Raw genomic sequence first — 13,035 nt, 5'->3', positions numbered from 1 at the left:
TCATATTCGTAGAAGTAGAAATGAGGAAATTTTTATGAGAATTGTGATTATAGGAGGGTCCTTTGCGGGGATTCAGGCCGCAATAACCAGCCGTGAATATTATCCCTTTGCCGACATTATTCTATTGGAAAAACAACCGGAGATAGGGTATATCCCTGGAAGCCTCTCTTTGCTGCTGCAAGATAAGATCGCTGACTTGAATCAGCTGCATTGGGTAACTCTTCAGAAATTAACCGTTGATTATCAAATAGATGTGCAGTGCAACCAAACCGTGGTCGGATTGACAGACGAAGGCAGATTGCAAGTAGCAGCAAATGAAATCGTTTCCTTTGATCGATTGATTATTGCCACCGGCTCGGGACAATTCTCTCGCTACGGTTCAACAGACGAAAGACCTGGCGCTAGAATTTTGCGCTTTAAAACAAAAGGCGAAGCGCAGCAGCTATTAAACCAGCTGCCGGAAGCTCAAAAAGTAGCAGTGATCGGGGCTGGGCAAGTTGGGTTAGAGATAGCAGAAGGATTACAGACTATAAACAAAGAAGTCCATCTATTTGAAAGCAATCCCCAATTGCTCTTTCGTTATTTAGATAGTGAGATGACCCAACCGCTAGTTGAGGCTGTGCAAGCTGCTGGAGTACAGCTTCATTTGAATGCTTATGTGGAAGACTTGTTGGAAAAAAACGAGCAGGTATTGCTGACAGCTGCTGGTGAACAGACTGCCTTCGATCTGGTGTTAGTAGCGACTAACACTCGTCCCGATAACAGTCTATGGGAAAAAGCGCTGATTTTGAACGATGATGGGACCATTCAGGTCGATAGCTGGATGCAGACGAGCCGGACCAATGTTTTTGCGGTGGGGGATGCCATTCAAGTGAGCTTCCAACCGACGGGTGAAGCGATGTATATTTCGTTAGTAAACAATGCGATTCGCACAGCCAAGCTGGCTGCAGCGAATTTGAATGGCCCGAAAAAAGCTGATCCAGGAACCTTGCGAACAATTGGCAATTATTTATTTGGTTATTATGTAGGGAGTACTGGTTTGACTGAAAGTGAAGGAATTTTTTATCCCGGTACCTTGGAGACTCAGACTTTAGAACTGCCGGTTCATCTGTTTACTACGGAGACACAGCGAATCAAAATGATTTTTGATCAAGAGACAAAGGAGCTGCTAGGTGCTCAGCTGTTAAGCAGAATGCCTGTATTGGAGGCCCTTAATCGGTTGGCAGCGGCCATTCGGCTAAAGGAGACAAAAGAACAGCTGCTGCAAAGCGAAGAATATTTTCATCCGGCTTTGAACACCCCACAAACGCTCTTTGCCAGAATTGAGGACCGCCATGAGGATTGAGCAGCTTCTAGACAAGAAGGAACAGCTGCAGTTGCTGATTTTACGCCAGTTAATTCTGCAGGGAGGGCAGTTTTCTGCAACCGAATTACGAAAAGAAGTGGGATTGTCACGGAATGCTTTTGAGCAATATGTCAGTGATTTGGAATATGTTTGCCAAATTTCTAAGATTCCTTTACGGCTCTTTTATGAGGGGACGGATTTAGTTCTCCATATTCCGCCAGAACATAATCTGAATGATATTGTGGAACTATTTGTAGCGGACAGCATCAACTATCAAATTTTGGATTTTTTACTGCGGCATAAAGAATTTACCATCGTTCAATTGGTGAATGAACTGATGATTAGCGAGTCCTCAGTTTTTCGTAAAATTAAAGAGTTAAATCGTTTATTGGCCGAGTTTGGTCTGCAAATAAAAAATGGTCAGTTCTTGGGAGAGGAAGCACAAATTCGCTATTTTTATAATCAGGTTTATTCTTTTTTACCCAAGCGAATGCCAGAATACATGCAAATTACACCAGAAAATCAAAACTTTATTCGCGCGCTGGAGCAGGTGCTGGAAACGCACTTTTCTTGGGAAGCAGCCTATAAAATTTGTCGATGGATGGGGATTACTCGTAAACGATTGACTGCTAAAAAAACAAAAACCAAGAAAACTCAAAAGCTGATGACCCCTTATTTAGAAAATGTGCTGTACCAAAAAATTGATCATGTCGTGACACTGTATTTTAGCCGAACCTCTTTGGAAGTCACCAAGAGTGAAAGTCTGATCTTTTATGAGTTCTTTGTTTCTAATTATATGCTGGATGAAGATGAAGCCTATCGGTTTGAATTATTTCGGAGTAAAAAGCTGCCGACTGCAGTAGTGGATGTTTATGTAAGAGAGACTTTGCTCTTGCATTATCGCCCGCGCCGACTGCCAATTGATATGGAAAAGAAGATTGGGTACCATTTAGCTCAGATACACAATGAAATCTATTTTTTTCAAGGGAAAATCGAGCACTACCAACGGGACCAAATGCTAAACAAAGAAAAGCATTTGTTAGGCTCGGCCTTGAGCCAGCTGTTAGATCAGCTGACAGACTTGGCGTTACAACAGCTGAACCAGACTTTCGATAGCGAAAACACCTTGCATTTGTACCTTGCACAAAATTATGCCAGTGTGCTGTCTATGATTGATTTCTATTTGCTGGACAATCTTCAAATTGGTCTTGATTTGACTGGTTCCTGGAAGGAGCCGCTGTACCAATTGCTAATCAGCGATTTGCGGCCGATTATTGGAATTCAAATTGAGGTGTATCAAGCCAACCGCAGCTACGATTTAATCCTCACAACGAAAACCCATCAGCTGGATTATTTGGAACAGCCGCTTGTTTATCGTCTCTCGGAGTTTGCTTCTGCTTATGATTTAAAGGAAATAAAAACCTGTATTTACCGTTTAAAAAAGACAAAAGTTTAAAAAAGACTGCTGGATCAAAATCCTTGATGCAGCAGCTATTTTTAAAGAAACTATCACAGAAAGTAAAAATTCGCTGGTTTTTGACAGTTTGTTTTTTTGAAAGCGTTGTATGATAAACACAGTTAAGGAAAACGTTTGCATCGAATAGAGAGGAGAAACATCATGACAGCAAAAACTTATATCATGGCAATAGACCAAGGAACAACCAGCTCACGGGCGGTAATTTACGACAAAAAGGGGCGCCAAATCGGCAGCTCGCAAAAAGAGTTTGCCCAGTATTTCCCAAACGACGGCTGGGTTGAGCACAATGCAAATGAAATTTGGAATTCTGTTCAATCGGTGATCGCCGGTGCCTTTATTGAATCAGGAATTAAGCCGGATCAAGTAGAGGGAATTGGGATTACTAATCAACGGGAAACCACCGTAATTTGGGAAAAAGACACCGGTCGTCCGATTTACAATGCGGTAGTTTGGCAATCCCGTCAGTCAGCACCTCTGGCCAACAAGCTGAAGGAAGAAGGGCACAGTGAATTTATTCATAAGAAAACGGGCTTAATCATTGATGCTTACTTCTCAGCCACTAAGATTCGCTGGATTTTAGATCATGTAGAAGGAGCGCAAGAACGGGCGGAAAAAGGTGAGCTGCTATTCGGAACCATTGACACTTGGTTAACCTGGAAGCTGACAGATGGCGGGGCCCACGTAACTGACTATTCGAATGCAAGCCGGACAATGCTGTTTAATATCAATGACCTGGACTGGGATCAAGAAATTTTGGACTTATTAACTATTCCTCGTTCGATGCTGCCAAAGGCTTGCTCTAATTCAGAAATCTATGGCCACACGCAAAGCTATCATTTCTTTGGAGCAGAGGTTCCTATCAGTGGTATGGCTGGTGACCAGCAGGCTGCCTTATTCGGACAAATGGCCTTTGAACCGGGAATGGTGAAGAATACCTATGGTACAGGTGCCTTTATTGTAATGAATACGGGAGAAGAACCTCAGCTGTCGAAAAACAACCTGTTGACAACGATTGGCTACGGCATTAATGACAAGGTCTACTATGCTTTGGAGGGAAGTATTTTTGTTGCCGGTTCATCTATTCAATGGCTGCGAGATGGCTTGAAGATGATGAAAAAAGCTAGTGATTCCGAGGATGCAGCGAAACGCTCGAAAAATAAAAATGAGGTCTATGTCGTGCCTGCTTTTGTTGGTTTGGGTGCTCCATACTGGGATCAAGAAGCTCGAGGTGCCATGTTTGGCTTAACGCGTGGGACCACTCGTGATGATTTAATTAAAGCAACGCTGCAATCAATTGCTTATCAAGTTCGCGACATTGTCGATACTATGCAAGAAGACACAGGAATCAAAATTCCAGTATTAAAGGTGGATGGCGGAGCAGCGAAGAACGAGTATCTGATGCAGTTCCAATCAGATATTTTGGATACGCCAATTCAACGGGCGAAAAACCTGGAAACAACTGCATTAGGCGCAGCTTTCTTAGCAGGCTTGGCAGTCGGCTATTGGAAGGATACCGATGAAATTCGTGAATTTTATGAAGCAGGAAAAATCTACGAAAGCAAAATGAAGGAAGAAGAACGAGAAAAATTATACAGCGGCTGGAAAAAAGCAGTAGCAGCAACACAGGCGTTCAAATAAGGAAGGAAGCGTTAGACGATGACATTTTCTATTCATACACGTAAAGAAACGATTCAAGCAATGCAGCAGGAAGAGCTGGACTTGCTGATTATCGGCGGAGGGATTACTGGTGCCGGAGTGGCTTTACAAGCTGCTGCCTCTGGAGTAAAAACGGGTTTAATCGAGATGCAGGATTTTGCAGAAGGAACCTCTTCACGCTCTACTAAGTTGGTTCATGGCGGCATCCGCTATTTGAAAAATTTCGATGTGGAGGTAGTTGCTGATACCGTTACTGAACGGGCGGTTATTCAAAGCATTGCCCCCCATATTCCAAAACCTGATCCGATGCTGCTGCCGATTTATAACGATGAAGGCCCAACAACGTATACGATGTTTTCAGTCAAAATAGCGATGGATCTTTATGACAAATTAGCCAACGTCACAGGCACCTCCTTTGAGAATTATGTAATTGATCCAGAGGAAGTTTTAAAAAGAGAACCCTACTTGAAAAAAGAAGGGCTCCAAGGAGCCGGTGTGTATCTGGACTTCCGTAATAATGATGCGCGTTTGGTGATTGAAAACATCAAACAAGCAGCGGATGACGGGGGCTACATGGTCAGCAAGATGAAAGCGGTTGGATTTTTATACGAAGATCAAAAAATTGTCGGCGTAAAAGCTCGCGATTTATTAACCGGCGAAACCATTGAAATTCGAGCAAAATTAGTTATCAATACCAGCGGTCCTTGGGTGGATAAGGTTCGCAATCTAAACTTTACCCGGGCAGTGGTTCCCAAAATGCGCCCGACAAAAGGTGTTCATTTAGTGGTGGATCGTAAGAAGCTGCCTGTTCCACAGCCAACTTATTTTGATACAGGCAAGCATGATGGACGGATGGTTTTTGCCATTCCAAGAGAAAACAAAACGTACTTTGGCACTACAGATACCGATTATAATGGCGACTTTGAAGATCCAAAGGTAACTCAAGAAGATGTTGATTATTTGCTGGATGTTATCAATCATCGCTATCCAGAAGCAAAGCTTACCTTGAATGACATCGAAGCCAGCTGGGCAGGTTTGCGCCCGCTGTTAATGGGCAATGCTGGTTCTGACTACAACGGCGGTGATAACGGATCGATTTCTGAAAAAAGCTTTGATGAAGTCATTGAGGTTGTGACACGCTATCGAGCGGAAGCGGCTTCTCGTGATGAAGTGGAGCATGTATTAAACCATTTGGAAAATAGTCGCAGTGAGAAAGAGCTGTCTCCTTCACAAGTATCTCGCGGAAGTTCGTTGGAGCGTGAGGAGGATGGACTTATTACCTTATCAGGTGGGAAAATCACTGATTATCGCAAGATGGCTGCTGGGGCGATGAAACTGATTCAACAGCTGCTGAAAGACGAATACAACCAAGAGATAGAAGTCATCGATTCAAAACATTATCCCGTTTCTGGCGGTCACTTTGATCCAGCTAAGGTGGATGAACACGTTGAAATGTTAACGAAGCAAGGGGTTTCTGCTGGTTTGCCAGAAGAGGAGGCTCGCTACATTGCTGATTTTTATGGAAGCAACGCGCAAGAAATCTTTAAGCGAGCACAAGAAGAACCCTTCCCAGGTTTGTCAGCTGCTGAGTCCGGCCGCTTACGCTATGCCTTGGAAGCAGAGTTGAGCTTGACGCCGGCGGATTATTTGATGCGCCGCACCAACCATATTCTTTTTGAACGAGATACATTGGATAACCTGAAGCAGCCAGTTGTTGACGCGATGGCGGAGTATCTAGCTTGGGATGAAGCTGAAAAACAAAGACAGCAGCATGAATTGGATGCCGTAATCGCTGAGTCGGATTTGTCAGAATTGAAAGCGGGGATGAACTAGATGACAGGAGATATGGCAGAAATTTTTGGTGAATTTATTGGAACGATGATTTTAATCGTTCTAGGCAGCGGTGTCTGTGCCGCAGTTAATTTGAATAAAAGCAAGGCACAGGGCTCCGGCTGGATTGTTATTGCATTTGGTTGGGCGATGGGGGTAGCGATGGCTGTTTACATTTCCGGCTTTATGGGACCTGCACACTTGAATCCGGCAGTTACTATAGCAATGGCGATGACCGGTAATCTAGAAGTAGGCTTGATTGTACCCTTTATTATCGCGCAAATGCTCGGAGCTATTGTAGGTGCAACGTTGATTTGGCTGGCGTACTTACCCCATTGGGCTGTTACAGAGGACAAAGATGCCATTTTAGGTACTTTTGCCACAGCTCCTGCAATTCGCAACTACCCAGCCAACTTAATGACTGAAATCTTAGGTACCTTTGTTCTGGTCTTAGGATTGTTAACCTTCACGCAAAACGAATTTGCAGGTGGTGTAAATGTCTTAGCTGTGGGTGGATTAATCTTAGCTATCGGACTTTCATTAGGTGGACCAACGGGATACGCGATTAATCCGGCCCGGGATTTAGGACCACGGATTGCCCATGCGATTTTACCGATTGCCAATAAAGGCGGCTCTGACTGGGCGTATTCTTGGGTACCAATTGTCGGACCAATGATTGGCAGCGTGATCGCTGTATTGGTTTATCAAGTAATGGTTTAAGTTAAAAAAAACCTTGAGAGGCTGACTGTTGTCAAACCTCTTAAGGTTTTTTTTCTAACCCTTTTGTCAGCCAGTGAGACTTAAAACGAAAGTCCTCCACCAGCTCGGCTTCCGACCACTGATTAGCCAGCATATCCGTGAGAGAATCAATGACCAGCTTCATGGAAAAATACATGAAACTAATACTTTCCTCGACAGAATCAACCTCAAAAGAATTCTTTTCCAAAATTTCCTGCCACAAAGCCAGCCCGTGGCTAGCCTCATTGCGATAAGAAAACAGGTAGCTGTTTTGCGTTAAAAGCACGATTTCCTGGTAACGAAAATCTTCTTCCTCCAGCTTCGCAGCCAATAGCAGAAACTCCTCAATGCCTCGGAAAAAATCTCCTTCGTGATGAGTGATATACTCAATGATTTCACCATGAATCTTTCCAGCGTAATAGTGAATCACATAATCATAGGCATCATTCAAATCCTCGAAATATTTATAGAAAATCCCGCGGGACATCTTCAAAGCAGCAACAATGTCACTTACTTTCACCTGACTAACCGGTTTTTCATAAAAGATGGTTAAGAGCAGCTCGCGAATCTGCTGTTGCCGCTCAAGTGGCAGGTTATTAAAGGTCGATTTAGGCAAAGCAATTCCTCCTGACTTAGTCTATTCAGCGACTGTATCATACCACGATTTTCCCCATTCGACTCTTACAATCGATTCCCTGGTTAAACAAATCCAGTAAAATCAATGATTGATCAAGCCCTCAGAATGCATACCCTTCCAAATTAGCGTTGCTGACGATAATGATCTTAGCAAGCCTGCTGGGAAAAAGTACCTGCATTCCAACCTAAAGCTGGGTGAGTTAACGTAGCCTTTCCTTGATATTATAGCACATGAGCAAATCAAGTGACATTATGTCACTTTGAGAGTAAGATAGCAAAAGTAAAGGAGAGGATGACACCTATGTATTTAGCATGGAAAGAGATTCGCTATTCAAAATTGCGTTATGGATTAATCATCGGCATCATGTTTTTGGTTGCTTATGTGGTCTTTATATTATCAGGGTTAGCCAATGGACTAGCTCAAGGAAACCGTCAAGCCATCGATGACTGGCAGGCCAAAACAGTAATCTTATCTGAAGACAGCAACAAGATCGCCAGTGCCTCTCAGTTGACTCGAAGCGACCTAGAACGGGTGGATGCTTCTGACAAAGCCGCAGTAGGAATTTTTTCTTCAGCAATGGAGCGCAGCAACAGCAATAATAAAACCAATGTTTCTATTTTTGGTGCAGACAGCGACAGCTTTATCGTACCGAAAATCAAGGACGGCCGTTCAGTAAAAGCCAAGGATGAAATTGTCATTTCCGAAAACTTGGAAAACGACGGCTTCAAACTGAATCAAACCGTCAAACTGGGAGCTGGCAAAGAATTCAAGATTGTCGGAGTTGTTCCGGCAACTACCTATATGATCGCACCAGTGGTTTATATGAATTTAGAAGGCTACACGAGCTTAAAATACGGTGCACAGCCTTTTGCCAGTGAGAATCAAAAGCCTATCAGTGCCATTGTCGTAAAGGATAAAACACCTAGTCAAGTTTCTATTACAACGGATGATGGTCAAAAAGAAATGCAAAAATTAACCAGCAACGAATTTGTCGAAAACCTGCCTGGTTACAAGCCTGAAAAATTAACCTTGGATGCGATGATTTACTTCTTATTTGTTGTCGTTGCAGCGATTATCGGTATTTTTATGTACGTAATGACCCTGCAAAAAACAGCCATTTTTGGTGTTATGAAGGCACAAGGGGTTTCAACTGGTTATTTGGTTCGTTCAATTTTAGCTCAATCCTTGATTGTTGGGATTGTCGGTGTAGCACTGGCAGTTCTGTTTAGTGAATTGACCAGCTTGGTATTACCTGATGCGATGCCGTTTGCTGTAGATTGGCTGGAATGGGGCATTTACAGTATTATCCTAGTGCTTGTGGCAATGGTCGGCGGCCTGTTCTCAATTCGTACCGTCACCAAGGTCGATCCTGTTACCGCGATTGGAGGAGAATAGCATGAACAACGAAATTTTAGTTATGAAGGATACCGTGAAGAAATTTGGACAAGGACATACTGAAGTTACCGCCTTAAAAGGTGTCAATTTCACGGTTCATGGGGGAGAATTTATCAGCGTGATTGGTCCTTCTGGTTCCGGGAAAAGTACCTTCCTGACAATCGCTGGCGGTCTGCAAACACCTACCAGCGGCACCATCGAGATTAATGGGCAGGACTTTACTCATATGGGAGAGAAGGAACGATCTCAAGCTCGTTTCAAGGAAATCGGCTTTATCCTGCAAAGCTCTAATTTAATTCCTTTTCTTAAGGTAAAGGAACAATTTGAATTAGTCGAACGGATTGAAAAGCAAAAGAATGCGGAGAAAATTGAGGATCTGTTGAAGTCATTGGATATTTGGGAGCTGCGGGAACAATTTCCTAAGGCTTTATCTGGCGGGGAACGTCAGCGGGTAGCAATTGCTCGGTCACTGTTTAATGAACCAAGCTTAATTCTAGCGGATGAACCAACAGCTAGCTTGGATTCGGATCATGCCTTTGATGTAGTTAAGCTTTTAGCCAAAGAAGCTCATAACCGAAATAAGGCGATTGTAATGGTAACCCACGATGAGCGAATGACAAAATGGAGCGATCAAATTTACCGCATGGAAGATGGCGTTCTAGTTGCTCAAAAATAAAACTTGCCAATTTTCCTATTTCTTGTGTATGATGACTAAGTCAGTAATTAGGAAGTAGGAAAATCATGGATATTTATTTAAAAAAAGCAGCACTGCATATTATTGACCGGGAAACCGGCAATCCGATTTATAGCCAGCAGGAGCTGGACTTAACCAAAGAATTCGTTCGCGAATACTTGATTAAAAAGATTCAAAAACTATCTTCAGCCCAAACCAAAACAGGTATTTTAGCTGAAGACTCCGAATTTGCTCAGCTTAGCCGCCAGGCTGAATACGACTTCTTGCCAGCCAGTGAGAAGATTGTAGAGCGCTGGTACAATGCTTATCAGGAGAGCGAAGAAGCACCCAGTGCCGATGTGTTTGTAGCATTGTATGAAGAAGATACTCAGCTGTACGTAGCCTTTTTAAAGATTAATTATCATCAAGGCTACACGCATATGGTGGATTCCAACGATGCTGGGATAAACAATGAATTAATCCTGCATCAGTCGATTCTTTCTGGAAAAACACAAAAAGCTGATGAAGGCTTGACTGTGAATCTAGACAATCTAAGCTTTGAATTGATCGAAAAAAAATATCCCTTCTCAGGAGAAAAACGACTGTATTTTTCAACGGAGGTCATCGAAAGTGAGCCAGCACCTTCTTTAGAAGAAAGTGTCAAGGTCATCAAAAAGGTTGCTGAACGGATTGGCTCCCAATTTGAAAATCCGAAGCACGATGTAGTTGCTGACGTGAAGGAAGCCGTTTATGAACTAGTGGAGGAACACGGACAAATCGATGCCAAAGAAGTTTCTCAACGAGTCTTCAAGGACAATATTTCGGCACAATTAGCCTTCCAAGAAGAAGTCGTAGAAAAAGGCTATGTTGATCAAGCCCCGTTGCCTCGCGAAGTTAGAGAAATTAGCGAAAAGAAATACGGCAAACAAAAACTAAAGCTTTCTAACGGAATCGAATTGATCGTACCTTTGGAAGTCTATCGTAACCCAGAGCTGATCGAATTCATCAATAATCCCGATGGCACCATCTCAGTAACGATAAAAAATGTTGACGAAGTCATTAACCGCTTATAGTGGTTGATGGCTTATTTTTAATGATAATATTTCTGTTTGCGTATCTTATTTATGAGACATAAAAAGCGACAATAGGAGGATATCATGAAAAAAATCTTTATTGGCAACTATAAAGGCGGCGTCGGCAAGACAACGAGTACCTTGTTTTTAGGGAAGTGCCTGAAGGATCTAGGCAAGAAGGTTTTACTGATGGACTTAGATCCCCAAAGTTCTCTCAGCGAGATTTGTATTAAGAAGGAGGACAAGGAGCGCTCGCTGGAATATCTTGAACCCAAGCAAACCCTGAACTATGTTTACGATCTTTCGATTGATAATGTGCGCAAGGGCTATAATTTAGACGTGCAATTTGACCTGGATTATTTGATTAGTCAATACGAAGAAGGGTTGGATTTTGTGGCATCGAGTTTGTATTATCGAGAAAATGTTGGCTTAGATGAACTAAATATGAGCATGGAAAAGGATATACGTTATTTCTCTATTTTAGCGAAGCTAATTCGCAATATTGAGGATAAACTGCCTGAATATGACTATTTGTTAATGGATTGTCCACCCAACAGCAGTGTCATTACTCAAAGTGCTTTTCTGATGTCTGATGCCTATCTGATTCCCACCATTGTCGATTCAATCAGTGCTAAGGGAATCATGCATTATACAGGAAATATTTCTAAAATCCATGCCAAATAATGTACTAATCATCAGGATGCGTATCTATTTAAGCATTATTTCGGAGAAAATCCTAAATTGATTGGCATATTCTATACACTTATTCGGGGGCAGGTTAGGTATGACGAAGTGATTGAAAAGTTAAGAAATGAATTGGGAAAACTAAATATTGATCAATGTATTTATGTATTTGAGAGTTTTACGAATAATTATGTAGCTGTTACTAGAGCAGTTGCAGAAAATAAATTGGGTAATTTACATGTATCGAAAAATACATACCCAAAAATCACAAAAGAGTTTCTAAAGAGGCTATCCGATTTGAATCTGTAAGAAAAATTATGTAAAATAAGTTTACAAGTATAAGGGGAGTGAAGGACGATGACTAAGACTAACCAAACTCTTTTTGAGGATTTCATGCAAGCTTTAGCTGATGCCAGTCGTACTGCTCCTGTCCGTCCAAAACTGAAGGAATTGGAGAATAAATTTGATTTAGAAGATATGGATCAAATTTTGACCCTGTTTTACAAGGTGAATAGAGCTAAATTGAAAAACGCGGATAAACCAGTCGCTCCTCATATTCCTAAAACGTCCAAAATGCTTTCTCGCCCAGCAGAGGTCAGTGAAAAACAGTACTCCGAAGAAGAAGTGCGAAAGATATTTAAGACAGAAAACAAAGAAGAAACGATTCGCAACTATACAAAAAGAGAATTGACCGATATGTATATTTCTCTGACAGGGACTAAACTACTAACTAGCAGTAATAAATCAAATATCTACAATAGTATCCAAGGACTCTTTGATGCGCAGCAACGTGGAGCAGCTATCTACCGAAACTATATAGAGAGACCTTGGGAAAAAGTAAAATAATCATTATGTGCCGATGACCGGTAAGTCATCGGCATCTTTTATACTAAATCAAAAACATATTGAACTGAATAGGAGGTACCATGCTATACTCTCAGTAAAAGGAGTGAAGCCCGATGTTCAAATCTAACCAAGCCTTTCTGGAAGACTTCATGCAAGCCTTAGCTGAAGCCAGTCGTACTGCTCCTGTTCGTCCAAAATTGAAGGAATTGGAGAATAAATTTGAGCTGGAAGACATGGATCAAATTTTAGCATTATTTTACAAAGTGAATAGAGCCAAATTGAAAAATGCGGATAAGCCGGCCACGCCTTTTGTCCATAAAACTACAAGCACTTCTAAAATGTTCAATAATCCTGGCGAAGTCAGTGGAAAGCTATACTCTGAAGAAGAAGTGAAAAAAATTTTTAAAACAGAAACCAAAGAAGAAACGATTCAAAACTATACAAAAAGAGAACTGACCGACATGTATATTTCTTTAACAGGGTCTAAACTATTAACCCGCAGTAATAAATCAGACGTTTACAATAGTATCCAGTCATATTTCGATGCAGGAAAGCGCGGAGAAGCCATGTACCGACACTTCTTTATGAATTCAAAAGAGAAAGTAAAATAGTTTTCATGTGCCGGCGACCTAAATATCGCCGGTATTTTTTACACCACAACAAAAAAAGATGCTAAGCCAA

12 protein-coding genes are annotated in these 13,035 nt (G+C 41.9%); 11 read left to right on the top strand and 1 reads right to left on the bottom strand.

From position 1 onward, the window contains the following. Positions 1 to 34 precede the first annotated feature (34 nt). The 5 genes from IGI49_RS08945 to IGI49_RS08925 all read left to right on the top strand — a co-directional run bounded on the left by IGI49_RS08945 (position 35) and on the right by IGI49_RS08925 (position 7,028). Positions 35 to 1,345 carry an FAD-dependent oxidoreductase gene (locus tag IGI49_RS08945; RefSeq protein ID WP_429964227.1) on the top strand — a complete coding sequence of 437 codons (1,311 nt, stop codon included), beginning with the start codon at positions 35 to 37 and terminating at the stop codon, positions 1,343 to 1,345. Then, positions 1,335 to 2,801 (top strand): helix-turn-helix domain-containing protein, encoded by a 1,467-nt coding sequence (locus tag IGI49_RS08940; protein ID WP_429964226.1) that lies wholly within the window; start codon positions 1,335 to 1,337, stop codon positions 2,799 to 2,801. Before IGI49_RS08945 ends, IGI49_RS08940 begins: the two co-directional genes overlap by 11 nt. A gap of 162 nt (positions 2,802 to 2,963) precedes the next feature. Then, a complete protein-coding gene (gene glpK, locus IGI49_RS08935; RefSeq protein WP_429964225.1) occupies positions 2,964 to 4,460 on the top strand; it encodes a glycerol kinase GlpK in 1,497 nt (498 codons plus the stop codon). Between the two features lie 18 nt (positions 4,461 to 4,478). Next, positions 4,479 to 6,311: a type 1 glycerol-3-phosphate oxidase gene (glpO, locus tag IGI49_RS08930; protein WP_429964224.1), complete on the top strand. Its 1,833-nt coding sequence runs from the start codon at positions 4,479 to 4,481 to the stop codon at positions 6,309 to 6,311. Next, positions 6,312 to 7,028: an MIP/aquaporin family protein gene (locus tag IGI49_RS08925; protein ID WP_207704826.1), complete on the top strand. Its 717-nt coding sequence runs from the start codon at positions 6,312 to 6,314 to the stop codon at positions 7,026 to 7,028. It begins immediately after the preceding gene. Between the two features lie 40 nt (positions 7,029 to 7,068). On the opposite strand, the gene IGI49_RS08920 is transcribed toward IGI49_RS08925, so the two are convergent. Further along, complete coding sequence (locus IGI49_RS08920; protein WP_207704827.1) at positions 7,069 to 7,662, bottom strand: TetR/AcrR family transcriptional regulator; 594 nt, start codon at positions 7,660 to 7,662, stop codon at positions 7,069 to 7,071. 321 nt (positions 7,663 to 7,983) lie between these two features. Here IGI49_RS08920 and IGI49_RS08915 point away from each other — a divergent pair, with 321 nt between their 5' ends. From IGI49_RS08915 to IGI49_RS08890, 6 genes are all read left to right on the top strand, one after another. Next, the gene (locus IGI49_RS08915; RefSeq protein ID WP_429964223.1) at positions 7,984 to 9,078 is read left to right on the top strand and encodes an ABC transporter permease; all 1,095 of its coding nucleotides are present in this window, start codon (positions 7,984 to 7,986) and stop codon (positions 9,076 to 9,078) included. A 1-nt stretch (position 9,079) separates the two neighbouring features. Beyond that, positions 9,080 to 9,754: an ABC transporter ATP-binding protein gene (locus IGI49_RS08910; protein WP_429964222.1), complete on the top strand. Its 675-nt coding sequence runs from the start codon at positions 9,080 to 9,082 to the stop codon at positions 9,752 to 9,754. A gap of 65 nt (positions 9,755 to 9,819) precedes the next feature. Further along, entirely contained in the window at positions 9,820 to 10,824 is a 1,005-nt protein-coding gene (locus IGI49_RS08905; RefSeq protein WP_429964221.1) for a nucleoid-associated protein, read from the top strand. 84 nt (positions 10,825 to 10,908) lie between these two features. Next, on the top strand, positions 10,909 to 11,508 hold the full coding sequence (locus IGI49_RS08900) for a ParA family protein (protein ID WP_429964220.1): 600 nt from the start codon (positions 10,909 to 10,911) through the stop codon (positions 11,506 to 11,508). A gap of 357 nt (positions 11,509 to 11,865) precedes the next feature. Continuing rightward, positions 11,866 to 12,354 (top strand): hypothetical protein, encoded by a 489-nt coding sequence (locus tag IGI49_RS08895; RefSeq protein ID WP_429964219.1) that lies wholly within the window; start codon positions 11,866 to 11,868, stop codon positions 12,352 to 12,354. A 113-nt stretch (positions 12,355 to 12,467) separates the two neighbouring features. Continuing rightward, positions 12,468 to 12,965 carry a hypothetical protein gene (locus IGI49_RS08890; RefSeq protein WP_429964218.1) on the top strand — a complete coding sequence of 166 codons (498 nt, stop codon included), beginning with the start codon at positions 12,468 to 12,470 and terminating at the stop codon, positions 12,963 to 12,965. Positions 12,966 to 13,035: the final 70 nt, after the last annotated feature.

Origin of the sequence: Enterococcus sp. AZ071, assembly GCF_050499065.1 — a bacterium.
Classification (GTDB): Bacteria; Bacillota; Bacilli; order Lactobacillales; family Enterococcaceae; genus Enterococcus_A; species Enterococcus_A ferrettii.
This window is presented reverse-complemented; position numbering and strand designations above follow the sequence as displayed.

Excerpts from the sequence above, each read along its gene's own strand:
- glpO (WP_429964224.1), top strand. The coding sequence starts at position 4,479 with ATGACATTTTCTATTCATACACGTAAAGAAACGATTCAAGCAATGCAG.
- IGI49_RS08890 (WP_429964218.1), top strand. The coding sequence starts at position 12,468 with ATGTTCAAATCTAACCAAGCCTTTCTGGAAGACTTCATGCAAGCCTTA.
- IGI49_RS08945 (WP_429964227.1), top strand. The coding sequence starts at position 35 with ATGAGAATTGTGATTATAGGAGGGTCCTTTGCGGGGATTCAGGCCGCA.
- glpK (WP_429964225.1), top strand. The coding sequence starts at position 2,964 with ATGACAGCAAAAACTTATATCATGGCAATAGACCAAGGAACAACCAGC.
- IGI49_RS08905 (WP_429964221.1), top strand. The coding sequence starts at position 9,820 with ATGGATATTTATTTAAAAAAAGCAGCACTGCATATTATTGACCGGGAA.
- IGI49_RS08910 (WP_429964222.1), top strand. The coding sequence starts at position 9,080 with ATGAACAACGAAATTTTAGTTATGAAGGATACCGTGAAGAAATTTGGA.
- IGI49_RS08940 (WP_429964226.1), top strand. The coding sequence starts at position 1,335 with ATGAGGATTGAGCAGCTTCTAGACAAGAAGGAACAGCTGCAGTTGCTG.
- IGI49_RS08925 (WP_207704826.1), top strand. The coding sequence starts at position 6,312 with ATGACAGGAGATATGGCAGAAATTTTTGGTGAATTTATTGGAACGATG.
- IGI49_RS08895 (WP_429964219.1), top strand. The coding sequence starts at position 11,866 with ATGACTAAGACTAACCAAACTCTTTTTGAGGATTTCATGCAAGCTTTA.
- IGI49_RS08900 (WP_429964220.1), top strand. The coding sequence starts at position 10,909 with ATGAAAAAAATCTTTATTGGCAACTATAAAGGCGGCGTCGGCAAGACA.
- IGI49_RS08915 (WP_429964223.1), top strand. The coding sequence starts at position 7,984 with ATGTATTTAGCATGGAAAGAGATTCGCTATTCAAAATTGCGTTATGGA.